Source organism: Paenibacillus sp. V4I3 (genome assembly GCF_030817215.1).
Classification (GTDB): Bacteria; Bacillota; Bacilli; order Paenibacillales; family NBRC-103111; genus Paenibacillus_E.
The window spans coordinates 1,712,985-1,727,385 of record NZ_JAUSZA010000001.1 but is presented as its reverse complement, the minus strand read 5'-3'; the positions used below and the strand labels follow the sequence as shown (position 1 = coordinate 1,727,385).

General features: G+C 47.7%; 6 protein-coding genes. 1 reads left to right on the top strand and 5 read right to left on the bottom strand.

Going from position 1 to position 14,401, the window contains the following annotated elements:
• Window positions 1-2: 2 nt before the first annotated feature.
• Window positions 3-1,217, top strand: coding sequence for a response regulator (locus QFZ77_RS08155; protein ID WP_307438342.1), 1,215 nt, complete (start codon window positions 3-5; stop codon window positions 1,215-1,217).
• A 144-nt stretch (window positions 1,218-1,361) separates the two neighbouring features.
• Here QFZ77_RS08155 and QFZ77_RS08150 read toward each other — a convergent pair whose 3' ends face one another.
• From QFZ77_RS08150 to QFZ77_RS08130, 5 genes are all read right to left on the bottom strand, one after another.
• On the bottom strand, window positions 1,362-4,457 hold the full coding sequence (locus tag QFZ77_RS08150; protein WP_307438341.1) for an ATP-binding response regulator: 3,096 nt from the start codon (window positions 4,455-4,457) through the stop codon (window positions 1,362-1,364).
• 200 nt (window positions 4,458-4,657) lie between these two features.
• Window positions 4,658-9,676 carry a DUF8202 domain-containing protein gene (locus QFZ77_RS08145; protein WP_307438338.1) on the bottom strand — a complete coding sequence of 1,673 codons (5,019 nt, stop codon included), beginning with the start codon at window positions 9,674-9,676 and terminating at the stop codon, window positions 4,658-4,660.
• 1,442 nt (window positions 9,677-11,118) lie between these two features.
• Entirely contained in the window at window positions 11,119-12,279 is a 1,161-nt protein-coding gene (locus QFZ77_RS08140) for an SMP-30/gluconolactonase/LRE family protein (RefSeq protein ID WP_307438337.1), read from the bottom strand.
• Window positions 12,280-12,310: 31 nt separating this feature from the next.
• On the bottom strand, window positions 12,311-13,321 hold the full coding sequence (locus QFZ77_RS08135) for a zinc-dependent alcohol dehydrogenase family protein (RefSeq protein ID WP_307438336.1): 1,011 nt from the start codon (window positions 13,319-13,321) through the stop codon (window positions 12,311-12,313).
• Complete coding sequence (locus tag QFZ77_RS08130) at window positions 13,318-14,169, bottom strand: SDR family NAD(P)-dependent oxidoreductase (protein ID WP_307438334.1); 852 nt, start codon at window positions 14,167-14,169, stop codon at window positions 13,318-13,320. Before QFZ77_RS08130 ends, QFZ77_RS08135 begins: the two co-directional genes overlap by 4 nt.
• Window positions 14,170-14,401 lie beyond the last annotated feature (232 nt).

Sequence of the window (14,401 nt, the reverse complement as noted above, 5' to 3'; positions counted from 1 at the left end):
ACATGAAGATTATGTTGGTGGATGACGAAGTACTGGTGCTAAATCAGATTCAGCGAATGCTATCGGGGTATTCCGGGATTTCGGTGGTCGGCTCATTTCAGAATGCGCGGGAGGCTATTGCGCGAATGCCGGAACTTCAGCCGGACGTCATATTTTTCGATATTCACTTGCCGGAGCTGTCGGGCATTGATGCAGTAGAATTGGCACAGGAGGCTTGCCCGGGAATCGATATTGTGTTTGTAACGGCATATAACGAATATGCTATCCAAGCGTTCGAACTGAATGCGGTCGATTATTTGCTTAAGCCGCTGCATCAAGCTCGTTTGGATCATACGATAAAGCGACTAATGCAAAGAAGATTGCATAAACAAGAAGACATCCAATCAACGGCGCCTTCCCGTGTTCTCTGTTTTCGGTCTCTCCGTTTTCAGAACAGCAGCGGGTCTCCGGAAATTCCGAAATGGCGGACGACTAAAACGCAAGAGCTGTTTGCTTATCTGCTGCACCATCGCGGCAATATCGTCCTCAAGGAAACGCTTCTGGAGCTGCTGTGGCCGGAGCTTGACGTGAAACAGGCGACGAGTCAACTGTACACATCGATTTATCACATCAGACAATGCTTGAAGCAAATGGTCATCGATATCCCCATCCGCAATCTGACTATTCAGGAAGGCTACGTGTTGGACACAAGCCGCATTCGGATTGACGTGGATGAATGGGAGAACGGTTTGCGGCAGGCGAGCGGAGGAAATTTGGCCGACAGTCATTCCGAGCTGCTGCGGCTGCTTGAGCTTTATGAAGGGGACTATTTTCAGGAGTACGGGTTTGGATGGGCGGAGACCGAGCGCGAAAGACTACGGAAGCTATGGTATAAGCACGCCAGTTCGATAGCCCGATTCTATGAGAAAGCCGGATTGCTGGAGGAAGCGCTCGCGATGTACGAACGGATTCAGGATGCGGATCCGTATAACGAAGACAACGGACTTGCGCTGATGAAGCTTTATACGGCAAGCGGACGGCGCAAAGAAGCGGAGAAGCACTTCCGTAAGCTGAATCATCTGTTTTCCAAAGAGCTGCAGATCGGCTTGACCGACAAGCTCGTAGACTGGTTCGAATTAATCGAGAATGAAATTTCCCATAACACAATGAGAGTGACGAAGGAGGACATAGAAGCAGAAACCTTGGTAACTATCCATGCCGCTGCGAGGCGCCCCTAACAATGCTTCGCTACAGCTCGTTCGAGCCATTTTCAAAGTAGATCTTGAGGTGCACACTTGGCTTTGAGGAGGAAGGCAATCACATCGTTCGCCTCTCTCCAAGCCAACAGCCTGCAAACGCTAAAGCTTGATACTCCTCACACTTCACTTCGGCATGACAAAGGAAACGGTCGTACCTTGCTCCGGATAACTCTGAATTTGCAATCCATTCCCATACATTTGTTTCAACCGCCGATCGATATTGCGCAGACCAACTCCTTGCCTGCCGCTCGAATGTGTGCGCAATAATCCTTTCACCGTTTCTTCATCCATTCCAACACCGTTATCGGTAATGGTTGCTTCTGAACGGTCTTCATATTCGGTGATTTGAATAAGGATCTTTCCTCCCGACGAACGCCTCGTTATACCGTGCCGTACTGCGTTTTCCACGAGAGGCTGGATGGAAAGCGGAGGAATCTTCAGCCTCATGCCCACATCAATTTCCCATACAATATCCAAATTGCCGTTGAAACGTTCATTCTCGATATACAAATAGGAACGGACGAGAGCAAGCTCCTGTTCAAGCGGAACAAGCTGCTCGGAATTTTGAAAGTTGAAGCTGGATCGCAAATAATTTCCGAACTCGTCAAGCAGAAGGCGCATTCTGTTCAGATTGATGTCGCTGAGCGCCGCTATCGCGTTGAGCGCGTTGAATAAAAAATGCGGCTGTATTTGCGCTTGCAGCCATGCAGCTTCCATACGCAGCCGTTCGCGCATCGAACGGTGCACATCGGTTAATGCCCTGACCCGAGCTATCAACTCCATCGTATCCGCAGGTTTTACAACGTAATCGTTGGCGCCTGCCAAAAATCCCGCGGCAATATCTTCAGAATTGTTGCGTGCGGTCAGAAGCAGAATGGGCAGTTCTGAGCTCGAATAGCGCTCGCGGATCGCGTGCGTTAACTCATATCCCGACATGTGAGGCATCATGACGTCGGTAATAACCAGATCCCACACTCTCGAATTTAGTTGAGACAACGCTTCTTTGCCGCTCGTAACCGCAACGATATCGAAGCTTTTCGCAGTTAAAATGTCCTCCAATACTTTCAGGTTAAACGGATCATCGTCCACAGCCAATACGATCGGTCTATCCGTAGATCTGGAACTTGGCATCTCCGTATCTTCACCGTATTGAATGTTCGAGCCGGCAGCGCCTGTTTCCATATAAGCGGGCAATAGAATCGACGCAGCTTCCATTTCCGGTTGAACGAAAAGCGAATCGGACAGCGCCAATGAAAACGTGAATACTGTGCCTTCGCCGGGGGCAGAGATGACCTCTAACGCTTCGCCATGCAGCTCTACGAGCTGCTTGCAAATGCCAAGCCCGAGTCCGATGCCGCCGCCTGGAGCCGCCGTCATGCCGGTGTCGCCTTGCTCGTAGGGCTTAAAGATTCTTTGCAGCGTTTCCGCGTCCATGCCTACGCCTGTATCCGCAACGCTAATGTACGCTTTCCCGCCCTTAACGGCTGCCCGGATGGTGATTGTCCCTTCATTAGTAAATTTGACCGCATTGTGAACTAGATTGAACACAATTTGAACGAGCCGGTTTTCGTCGGCCATCACAGGGGGATACTCGTTTGGAATCTCGCTGATGAGACGGATCGGTTTACCTTCGGTCATGAAGCGAACCATGTCGAATACGCCGGAAGTGACCGCTTGCAACTGAACACTTTGCAGATGCAGGCGGACGATACCCTCCTTGAGACGCGTCAAATCGAGCAGGTCATTTAACATAAACGACATGCGCCGGCCGACGATGATCATCAACTCCAAATTTTTGGCGCTCTTATCGCTCAGCGCATGTTTTTCGCTGTCAAGTACCGTTTGCGCCATATTCAGTATCCCGTGCAGCGGATTGCGCAATTCATGCGATGTGTTGGCCAGGAAATCGTCCTTCAATTTGTCTGCCATCCTTAACTGCTCATTCAGTTTAGCGTTTTCTTCGGAATTGCGGAAGTACTGCTTGAACCAGTAAGCGGAAAAACAGACAATAGCTGCCAGCACGTCAACCGGGTAGTATACGCTCGTTACTTCCGAGCGAGTATTAAACGCCCCCCAGACAGAGTTGGATAAGATGCTCGTGGTGGCAAGCACCAGAAAGATGGCGCCAGACTGGTTTCTTGCTATCATTTTGCCGACTAGATAGACAATCCAGCCCCATGGGAACCAGCTAATCAGCGTGAATACATTAGCATCGATCGAATGGTAAATGAGCGGTGGCGGCATGACCGCCACAAACCCCCAATATAAAGTGAAAACGCCGACGTACGTACGGAACAATCCAGTGTTTGTTTTGATCTTGGCAAATATTCCAATCAGTAATAGGAAAAAAAAGGAAAAAGACAAGTACGAGAGTACCTTGATTTTCAACGCCCATGCATAGTTGATGAAAGGCATGCCTACCAACAGCAGGCTATCGTTATCGGACACAATCGAAAGACCAGAGACCAAAAGCAGCATGAAGAAGACGAGCAACGATTTTTGCCGATTGAACATGTATAACATCAATGCGTACAAGCCATGCAACATCAGTATCATGAATGTCACAACCTGAAAGCCAATGGAGCTCCAGCGTTCGGTATCGATGACCGCATCCGACCCGAAGCGGATGTCCCTGACAATGCCGCCATTAAACGGATTTTCGAAATTGGCAACGCGTACAAGCAGCTCGATCTCACTCACTCCGTTCGCCTTATAGAGCGGGGTATAAGAAATCCGGCGGGGCGTATACGTTTTCGCTTGCTCAGTCGGTTGGCCGACTCCTGCTAGCTGACCGTTGAATTCAACTGTTGAAGAGGCTTGAATTTCCTGAATCCAGAATTCGAAAGACTGCTGCAGAAAAGGACTGACAAGAATGCGCAGCCGGTACGTCCCGTATCCGAAAGATGACTTTGACCCTGACGGCAAAGCGCTTCGCCAATCCCCCGGAACCTGTATATAACGCTTGCCAAGAGATTCCCGGCCCTTGTCTTCATGCGTGATGAACGCTTCCGGATAAAACTCCCACTCGCCTTTCAGCGTAATGGAACGGGATTTCGCGAAGTCCCAGCCGCGCAGATCGAGCACGCCTTGAACCGCTCGAGGATGTTCAGGCGTAAGAAAAAACCCGGACCAAAGCCACCGGATGCCGAGAAGTATGAAAAGAAACAGGATGAACGTGGCAGCATATTTCAGGGCGTTTTTGTTTTTTATCCGTATCATAAAGAAGCTCACTCCCAACATTTCGCCGAGCAACTCCACCATCTGCTTGCAAATGCTGGGGCTCATATTTTCGACAAGAACAGCGTGAATTCCTTCTGCCGCAATCGGATAATAAAGTCTGGAATGTAAAGAAAGCCCTCCAATATACGAAACATTGGTGGGCTTTCTTATTTTGAGCTTACTTAATCAATGACGTTTTGTTACGGTATCCAAATTTCCATACCGTTTGATTTTTTGTATTTATGGGCATGGGTTGCTTCCATGATATCATAGTATGCCCAGTAGCCACTTGAAACGTCTTTGAAAACTTTGAAGCTGGTAGACGCATCGATGGCTTTCTTGTCAGGCTGACGATTAAGCATTCTGTTTACAATCGTAGCAGACTCTGCACGAGTGATGGTTTTATTCGGTTCAAAGGTGCCGTTCGGATAGCCATTTACCCATCCATATTCCGCTGAGGTTGTTATGTTGGAATATGCCCAATGGGTGTTCGATACATCTGTAAAACTCTTATTGCCAGGAGCTTTATTCGAAAAGCTTACTGCTATTATTGTAAACTCTGCGCGAGTGATGGCCTTATTAGGTGCGAAGGAGCCATCTTTATAGCCGTTAATAATACCGAGGCTAGCTAAGGTGTTCACAGCTTTTGCATACCATGCCTTTTCAGGTACGTCAGCAAAGTGCTTTCCTGAAGTATTTACATCCTGATTTTTTAGAAGATTATAGAACATTTGAGCGACTTCAGCACGGGTTATTGAGCCGTCCGACCTAAAGGTTCCATCCTCATACCCGCTTAAATATGTTAAATGTTCCATCGTATTGAGCAACTTGGATACTCCCGTATCGGCAGCCGATGCTGGTGCCTTGTCTAAAGCTTTGAACGCAGCGTTAATCTTAACTGAACCACTCGGTTGGACATACGTGTAAGTACCGTTGCCAAGGTCTGTATAGTTGATTACATTACCTTTATCATCTGTAATCGATAACTTGTCCAGAGTATATCCGGCATCAGGTGTAACAGTAATGGTCACTTTTGTACCGGATGTAGCGCTATTATTATCTACAGTAACTTTTCCGCCTGCGGCATTATCAATCGTAACGGTGGGGCTGATGAAACCTCCGCCTCCACTTCCGCCATCCGTTGATGGCAGTGAAGGTCCTGTGCCCGGCAAGTTATCCGCAAATATCATTTGGTTGGAGTAAACCAAACCATAAGTCGAAAACTTGGTTGAGGAGAACGTTACCGTTGTTCCATTGACAGAGGCTGGTATGAATTCCGCAACGCCGCCATGAACTCTCACAATAGCGAAATACTTATAACCCAGCAGGTTTGTCGGAATGGGCAGTGTAATACTAATCGGCTCCGGCACTACAGGCACAAGCTGTGAAGCGCCTGGAGTGATTACTGTGCCGCTGCTGTTTAGTACATCTACTTTTTTTGTAATGTTAATATCATACATAAAGCCAATGATTGCCGCACTTGAGGTAACGCGGGTTTCAATTAAGCCTTTGTCGGCTGATACTCCTGGAGTTGTGCTAGTAGACACATCCGCTGCATTCAGATTAAGAGTGACATTCAAAGATTGGCCACCCAGTAGCTGAGCAATTTCTGCAGGCGTAAGCAGCATACCCTTTTGATTATCCAATTGATTTCTTGTGGCAGCAGGGTTTGCAACACCGCTTACGGCACTGCTAATCTTTAATGAAGCCTGGAGTAAATTCAATATCGCATTGGATACATTCTCTACCGTTGTCCGGCTTATTTGCAATTGTTCTTCCGGTGTGAGAGCCGTAAATTCGTCATGTGCTGCTTGTAAAGCCTCTAAAGTATTCGTGCGGATAGCAGCTGTCATATCACTGGCTACCTTTGAAACAGCAGTAGAAGGATGCACAATAATGTTTCCCTTGTCATCGCTTGTAACGCTCATTCCCGCAGGTGCTCCCGCATTTGGCTTAAATGGCCCATATGTGACGTTACCAGCGTTATCTACGGTAGCAGTAGCCGTAAATGTTGCGTTAAGTGATGCGTTGACAGGGTTCGTAATCGTAATACTTGCCGGATACACCCCTACCGGTACACCGTTTACAGCGTATTTGCCAGTATATTGATAGACACTGCCTGTAACGCCAGCCACAGTGATTGTTGCTTGTGTAGGATAGGTTGTATCTTCATACATCATTCCGCCAGACAGGTTTGTTGTAGACGTCGAAGCCAATGTACGAATCGTTGTTCCCGCGCTGATAGCGGACGCGTTCTGCGTCGCTGTCGCTTTCACACGGGTTACAATCGTATAGTCCGTATTCGGTGTCAGTCCGCTGAACGTTGGGCTATCCTGCCAGGTCACACCGCCGTCTTTGCTGTATTCCTGACCAGCGACGGCCAGCAACGTGATGCTCGTTGTTGTTTTACTTGCTACATCAGGTGCTGCCGGAGCCGCCGCTGCGGCTACCGCAGCGGTCGCCGAACTCGTTACGCTGCCTGTCGCATGTGTGCCGTCGGCGGTGACCTTCACGGTGATGGCCGTGCCGAGGTCGGCTGCGGTTAACGTGTAGCTTGAACCCGTCGCATTTGCGATAGCGACTCCGTCGCGATACCACTGGTAAGTCGGCATGTTACCCGATGTGCTCGGCGTATACGTGATCCCCGATAAGTCCGCCGTCAACGTTTGACCAACCTTGGCGACACCGTTGATCGCTACGCTCCCCCCCATAGCCGGAAGAGCAGCTGTACCGATTACACCGGGAGCCCGACCGGCGCTGGAGTCTCCTTTTACGCGAACTTGAGCATTGGAAACAGGATTCGGCACGCTTGCCAGCGGCTGTGGGTTGGCAGTTGCTGCCGTCCATGTTGTCCCGCCGTCCACCGTATATTCATAATCGGAAACATTGGCATATCCCGATACATTGTTCCACGTCAGCGTCTTCGCACTTGCGTCCAAAATCACATTGGTTGGAGCCGCCGCTCCGTCCGCTGCGGCTACCGCACCGGTCGCCGCGCTCGTTACGCTGCCTGTCGCATGCACACCGTCGGCGGTGACCTTCACCGTGATGACCGCACCGATGTTGTCTGCGGTTAACGCGTAGCTGGAACCTGTCACACTCGCGATAGCGACTCCGTTACGATACCATTGGTAAGTCGGATTATCATTCGTTGTAGCCGAATACGTGATTCCCGTTAAGTCCACCGTCAACGTTTGACCAACCTTGGCAGTACCGCTGATCGCTACACTGCCTCCTATCACAGGAAGAGCAGCCGTAACGGTGGTCGTCTTCACGTCCGTCGTGGTCGTATCTGTCCATGCGCTGCCATCCCACGTTTGCTTCGTGAAAGTAGCCGTTACCGTGTAACTGCCTGCTGTCGCAGGCGTATAAGTTGAGGTATAGGTGACTCCGCTTACGCTGAACGTTCCCGATTTGCCGCTTTCCGTCGATGACCAGCTTGTCGGGATGTACCTTTCATCCCCGTACACCGCTCCTATTTCCGACTGCCGATCTCCCGCTGCCGTTAGCGTCACCGAACCGCCTACCGTGACGCTGCTAGGGCTTTCGTTGACACTGTTGTTCGCCGCACTAGCTAACGTGCCTGTTTTTGCATCTATTGAGAATCGATTCACAGGTACACTGTTCGTACCTATTAAGTTACCAATGCCATTGTAGGACACATTCACTGTTTTACCGGTGACATCCGTTCCTGTTGGTAAAGTGAAAATCATTTTCTTAGCGTCAGTTGGGTCAGCATTAATGACCGGTGTTATTGGTGTACCGTCAATTGTAATTGTCAACCCGGTTGAATTTGTCCACCCCACCTCTTTGTCGAACGTAAGAATAATTTTATTCCCGCCCGCTGCCGCATGTTCGAGCACTGCATTATTCGGTACTGGCACTGGAGCAGCAAAGGTGAAGAATTGTCCATTCGCTAAGGCTGCTTTTGTCGTAAAATAATCTATTCCCTCAAAGCTTACTACTGTTAATTGATGCTCTGTGGCATTCGTGAAATCGGAGCCGTTATCATTTACAAGCAACGTCGAATTTGCTGGAATCATATTCTTCGGAATCGCAATTAGCACTTCGCCGACATTCCCAGTGTTCTGAACTTTCCAGATACGTTCTGCATGGTTTTTGTCTGTCGTGCCAATTTGCTTATCAAATTTTAGGGGTTGTCCGTTATCGCCCCAGATTAACGACTGTTTATCTGCAAGCGTTTCTGAAATACTCTCATTTTTCATTGACAACTGTGCTCCGATGCCAATTGTTATCTTCGATGCAACGTTCGCCGAACGGCTTTGCTTTTGATACAAACCTTGTGCATCGTCACGGGCAATACCTGCAATATTACTATTATAATTCAGATCTGCATTCCAAATTGGAGTGGCATTCGAATCCAAATAATTGAGATTGTTTAATGATTTTCCGTATTTAATCGCTAAATAGGAATTGATTTTAAGTCTGTCTATTGCCGTCAATGGACCTGAATAGAAAATTAATTCGCCTACTTGGCCGTTATAATAACTTACTGGATTTCCATTCGTATCATATTGTGAGCCGAATGATATTTTGTGGTTAATACCTGTTAGAGGAATCGTTCGGCTGGGTGCAGAAACAAGCGCATTCCCATCACGATAAATGGATTGACCTGCGTCTCCGGAACCATTGATTCCATAATTAAAATTCCAAATATACTTTGGACCCACTGTTCCTGCAGAAGCAGATACTCGTTCAGTACCTTGGCTTCCTGCATCCCAATAAACAGCTCCACTATAAGGCAGATGCACATTTAATCTGCCCCCACCGGACGTTTCTTCCCATAAAATGGAATTCGAACCACTTCCTAGATCCGACATTAAAAATACATTAAAATTATTGTAGGCGCTGCTTCCCAGAACACCATTCGCATTTAATAAATAATCATTCGTCCCGTCAAAAGTTACTGCCTCATTAAAGTTAATCCGGTTGCTTCCATCATTATAAACAGGCTGTTTGGTAGCATCGGTTTGAGAGAAATCACGGTTATTACCACTCTGATCGTTCCATGCTGAAACAGTACCGTTCGCCGTAGTCACGCCGGTATCAGCACGAAGCCATAGATGAAGATTTGTGGTAACCCCGCCCGGCGCTGCTGCCGCCGCCGCTTTGGCCGTCTGCGGAGCCAACACCGTAGGCCATAAACCTATGGTCAAGGCGCCGACCAGCAGCAGCTTGAGCGGCTTCTTCCAATTCATCCTACCATTCCTCACAAACATCATTTCATCATCTCCTAATACGATTAATCTGTGCGAATTCCATCTCTACCAAATAACAAATTACGCCATAGTTCAACATTTTCCCCAAACGATAGTAGAATACATTTTAATCCCGTTCACATACACGAACAAATTGTTCTATTAAATGTAGCTGCTACATGGTTTTCCAGGTGTTAAGCAATAACACATCATTCGGAGTTTCCCAATTATCTCAAGCAGATTTAGTTGCATCGCCAAATCCCCCGTTCAATTTGGTTTTATCATACACGTAAAGACTTGGCGGCCTTGTAGCAGGATAACCTGTGGAGACTTAGCAGTTCCAATACGTTTTCATAGCCGCACCTCGTCAAAATCAGGAGTTCAACTCCAACTACAGTAAAACATCCGACCATTCTTATTCTCTTCCGCTCTCAGCTCCTATCTGAAGGGAACCAAAGCACCTCACTCCCGATATATTGCTAAAATCCTTGTTCTTTCGACGGGTATGATCGTAACATAAGGAACTATACAAAATCTCTACAAGCTATGGGTACTTTCACACACTGTTTTCACTCACGCAAATGGAACCGATAAAAAATACATACATTATTATGGAGCGTGTGAAATACATGAAGATTATATTGGTGGATGACAAGGCGCTGGTGTTAAATCAAATTCAGCGAATGCTACCGGGATATTCTGGGATTTCGGTGGTCGGCTCGTTTCCGAATACGCGAGAGAAGCAATAAAACGGCTTGAAAAAAGCCTGAATGGCGTGGAACGGCATATCACCAATGCCGTCAACGTCGTTGCGAACGGGGGATCGAATTCGATGCTGCTGGAGAAGCTGAGGTGCGACCTTGAACAGAAGATGCTGAAGGGCCGTTCGCAAAAGAACAAGCAGCCATCACAGAGGAGTCTCTGCGACAACTGCATTCCCGGCTCGGAGACCAGTAAAGAAATTATTCAAGATCGCGTTCCGTCAGACTGAAGGCGGATGTGAAGTATATCGTCCAGCGAAATCCATTCCATTCCGTCTGTGTGGTTTATTTTGAATTTCGGAGTTGCTGATCAATGGGTCTACTCAGTGGAACTAGCGGGGGAAATTTGCATCTAAGGATGATAGCTCAAGAGCAAAGGCTGCCGTTGTCATCTATAGATTAATGAATAAAATAAAATGAAGAATGGATTAAATTGCTAGAACGCAAAGCAAAACAGTTAAATATTATGACTAACTTGCGGGGGAAAATTAGTTTAGATCTAAAAGATGGGACTCTTTCTATCTATTAAAAAGCATCAAAACTGAGTCACTTTCATAATTACTTTAGAAACCCAACTTGTTGCATTTAGTTTCACTGATGAGGAGAATGTCAATCCTTAATTCCTTCAACCAAATATCTAAAGAAACCCCAACTGGTACGTAATTAGGGTTTCTCGGAGCATTATTTTGTTAAAAGCACGCGATGAACGCCTTTACTGCCTCCAGGTGCCGTTCCTATATATAAATATCCGTTATGGTTTGCAGCCGTAGTTACGCCATTCAGCGAACCTTCCGGATCATGCCAGCTTCCGATAAGTTCTCCCTGTGGGCCAAACTCCGCAGCAAGCCCCTGCTTCGCCGGTGCGCTTGCGCCGCTAAGCAGCGACTCTGGTACTTTGGCCATGATACCGGCCAACCACGGGCTGCGATGCATCTGATCTGCAAAAGAAAGGCGAGTCGTAAAGATCCCGACCCAGAAATGACCCTGTTCATCACGCGTAATGTTATCTGGAAAGCCTGCGAGATTGTCCGCAAAAATATCAGATGTCCCTTTCTTTGGACCCTTGAGCCAGTATCTGGTCAACTGATAATGATACGATTCCGCCACAAGCACGAAATCTTCATCCGCAGACAAGGCAACCCCGTTCGCAAAATAGAGGCCTTCTAACAGGACGGTCGTCTGTTTGGTCATTGGATCGTACTTCAGCAAGCGTCCATGCGGCTTGTTCTCGGCAATTTCTCTGAATGTCACACGTCCATAGTTCGAGGTATCCGAAAAATAAATGGAGCCGTCCCGGGCAATATCAAGCTCGTTAGCTAAATAGATCGGCTTGCTGTCCACTTGATCGGCCAATACCTCTATGTTCCTGGATTGGTTTATAGACAGCAGTCCCCTCTTGATATCAGTAACGATCAAATCGCCTTTGGCATCAAATTTAAGTCCATTAGGCGTTCCTTTGGTGTCTGCAAACACTTGGGCCTTTTGCGGATTGCCCTCTGCATCGAAAGGAACCTTGTAAATTTTCCCGTCCGAATCCCCTGTATATAGCTGGCCGTCTTTATCGAATGTAATGAATTCCGGGAATTGCGGGGCATCTGTAACAAGCTGAGCAGAGCTGAGTTTGTTGTTCTGTTTCCAAGGGCCCGCTTCTTGAAAAGAGGGAGCCGTCGGTGCCAGCCATTTTACCGGTTCGATAGGTGAAGGAACTAGTAAGAAAACAATGACTCCAAGAAGGAGCACCGCAAGCAGCGATAGCCCCGCTCTGCGCATTTTACGTGGTGAGCGTTTTGGACGATTCACGCCTTCAGTAGATTTAACGGAACGAATTTGAGCATTTGGCATTAGAGTGCCTCCTATGTCTTTTAAGTGAGATTTAAATTTGGACTACGATTTTTCCGAAATATTGCTTTCCTTCAGCCAAGAGCGCGAATGCTTCGCCAATTCGATCTAGAGGGAATACACGGTCGACGACGGGATGTAAACGATGATGGGCAATCGCTCGATTCATATTTTCAAAGTGATTCCGGTTGCCGACTTGACTGCCGCGAACCGTTGCGGCTTTCTGCAAGATGCCCGTGACATCATATTCTGGAATGGTCAAGCCCGATAAGAACCCGACCATACTCAAGGTTCCTCCAATGCGAAGCGCATTTATGGATTTAACCATCGTTGCCGCTCCTCCAACATCCAGAACATGATCCACGCCGCCAGTCAGTTCTAACACTGCTTTATCCCAATCGGGAACTTCCGAATAGTTGATCGTTTGCCATGCACCGAGAGCTTTTGCTCGTTCCAGCTTGTCGTTGCTGCTCGATGTGATGATCGCTCGTGCTCCGGCCATAAGAGCGAATTGAAGCCCGAAGATGGAAACACCGCCTGTTCCTTGCAGCAGCACGGTATCGCCCGCTTGCAAACCACCGTATTCGATTAGCATGCTCCATGCGGTTAATGCCGCGATCGGCAAGGTGGCAGCCTCCTCCCAAGTGAGGTGATCGGGAATATGGACGATTCCGTCTTCATGTAGAACGACATACTCCGCCGCTACTCCGTTCAACGGACCTCCCAGACTATCTTCTAATACCCCCGGTCTTGGGTTGCCGGCAAAAAATCGCTGTTGCAAATTACCCGCTACTCGGTGTCCGACCTGAAACCTTGTTACTCCTTGGCCAACGGCTACAATTTCTCCCGCTCCGTCTGATATTGGAATGAAGGGGAATTTGATTTCAATCGGCATTAATCCGCTGAGGATCACTAGATCCCGGTAATTCAGAGAAGCTGCCCTCATGCGGATCAGCACCTCATGGGGGCCTGGTGTTGGAATCTCGAGCTCCGTTAAGGTTAATTCCTCAAAGCCGAAGCCGTTTGTCAGTTGTATAGCTTTCATCGAATTGTCCTCCCTGCAAGATCAGATTGATTACCTGTATTCTTATAATTATTAGTATTGCCGGATCCTCCGCGTGGACGAAGCATGCCTCCAACAAGTCGAAGACCTTGCTTGCGTGTTATGAATCGCGATAACTGCGCCCCGATATAATTCTGCATACCCGGAACGACATATATTTTCCCTTCCTTCAACGCACGAAGTGCAACCTCTACGACTCTTTCCGGCGTATCTTTCTTTCCAACGGAGGCTTCTTCCGTTCCTACAACATTAAAGAAGCTGGTGTCCGTCGAACCGGGACAAAGTACGAAGAATTTCACACCGCGGTCGCGATTTTCCCACCATAACGCTTGAGTAAACGACAAGACGAATGCTTTCGTTGCCCCATATACGGCCATATAGGGAAGCGGCTGAAATCCAGCGGTTGATGCAACATTGATAACTGCACCTGAGCTTTTGCGCAACATGTCCGGCAAGAACAAGTGGGTCATATCTACAACAGCGGCGACATTGAGCATCACTTCTTCATGTTGACGCTCACCTGACACTTGTTCAAACAAACCATGTGTAGCAAAGCCTGCATTGTTGATCAGCAGTTCGATATCCACTTTCAAAAGTTGACATTGCTGATATAACTCGCTGGGCGCGCCCTCTTTCGCAAGATCCATTGAGATAACCTCGGCTTTGATGCTATACATCTTTTTGAGCTCTGATGCCAGGCTCTCAAGCTTGCTCTCCGATCGGGCCACGAGTACCAAATGGCTGCCTTGTTTGGCCAGTTGTCTCGCGAATTGCTCTCCAATACCGGAAGAAGCTCCCGTGACGAGTGCCCATTTTCCTTGAAATGTCATAGTGTTACTCTCCTTTTAGATACTGTGTTATGACATAGAAACAATGTTACCAAGTGTTTAAAAGTAATCCTCAATTTCCAAGAAAATTAAGAGTCATCCGTCATTCGGTAACAGTGTTTCCCATTGATTTCATTGTAACTACACTTTTTTAGAAAGTCAATACGATTTTGGAACATCACATGTCTCATTGACAACTATCCATTCACTGTATAAAATTCTTTGTAAGAAATTA

Excerpts from the sequence above, each read along its gene's own strand:
- QFZ77_RS08145 (WP_307438338.1), bottom strand. The coding sequence starts at position 9,676 with ATGAATTGGAAGAAGCCGCTCAAGCTGCTGCTGGTCGGCGCCTTGACC.
- QFZ77_RS08150 (WP_307438341.1), bottom strand. The coding sequence starts at position 4,457 with ATGATACGGATAAAAAACAAAAACGCCCTGAAATATGCTGCCACGTTC.
- QFZ77_RS08130 (WP_307438334.1), bottom strand. The coding sequence starts at position 14,169 with ATGACATTTCAAGGAAAATGGGCACTCGTCACGGGAGCTTCTTCCGGT.
- QFZ77_RS08135 (WP_307438336.1), bottom strand. The coding sequence starts at position 13,321 with ATGAAAGCTATACAACTGACAAACGGCTTCGGCTTTGAGGAATTAACC.
- QFZ77_RS08155 (WP_307438342.1), top strand. The coding sequence starts at position 3 with ATGAAGATTATGTTGGTGGATGACGAAGTACTGGTGCTAAATCAGATT.
- QFZ77_RS08140 (WP_307438337.1), bottom strand. The coding sequence starts at position 12,279 with ATGCCAAATGCTCAAATTCGTTCCGTTAAATCTACTGAAGGCGTGAAT.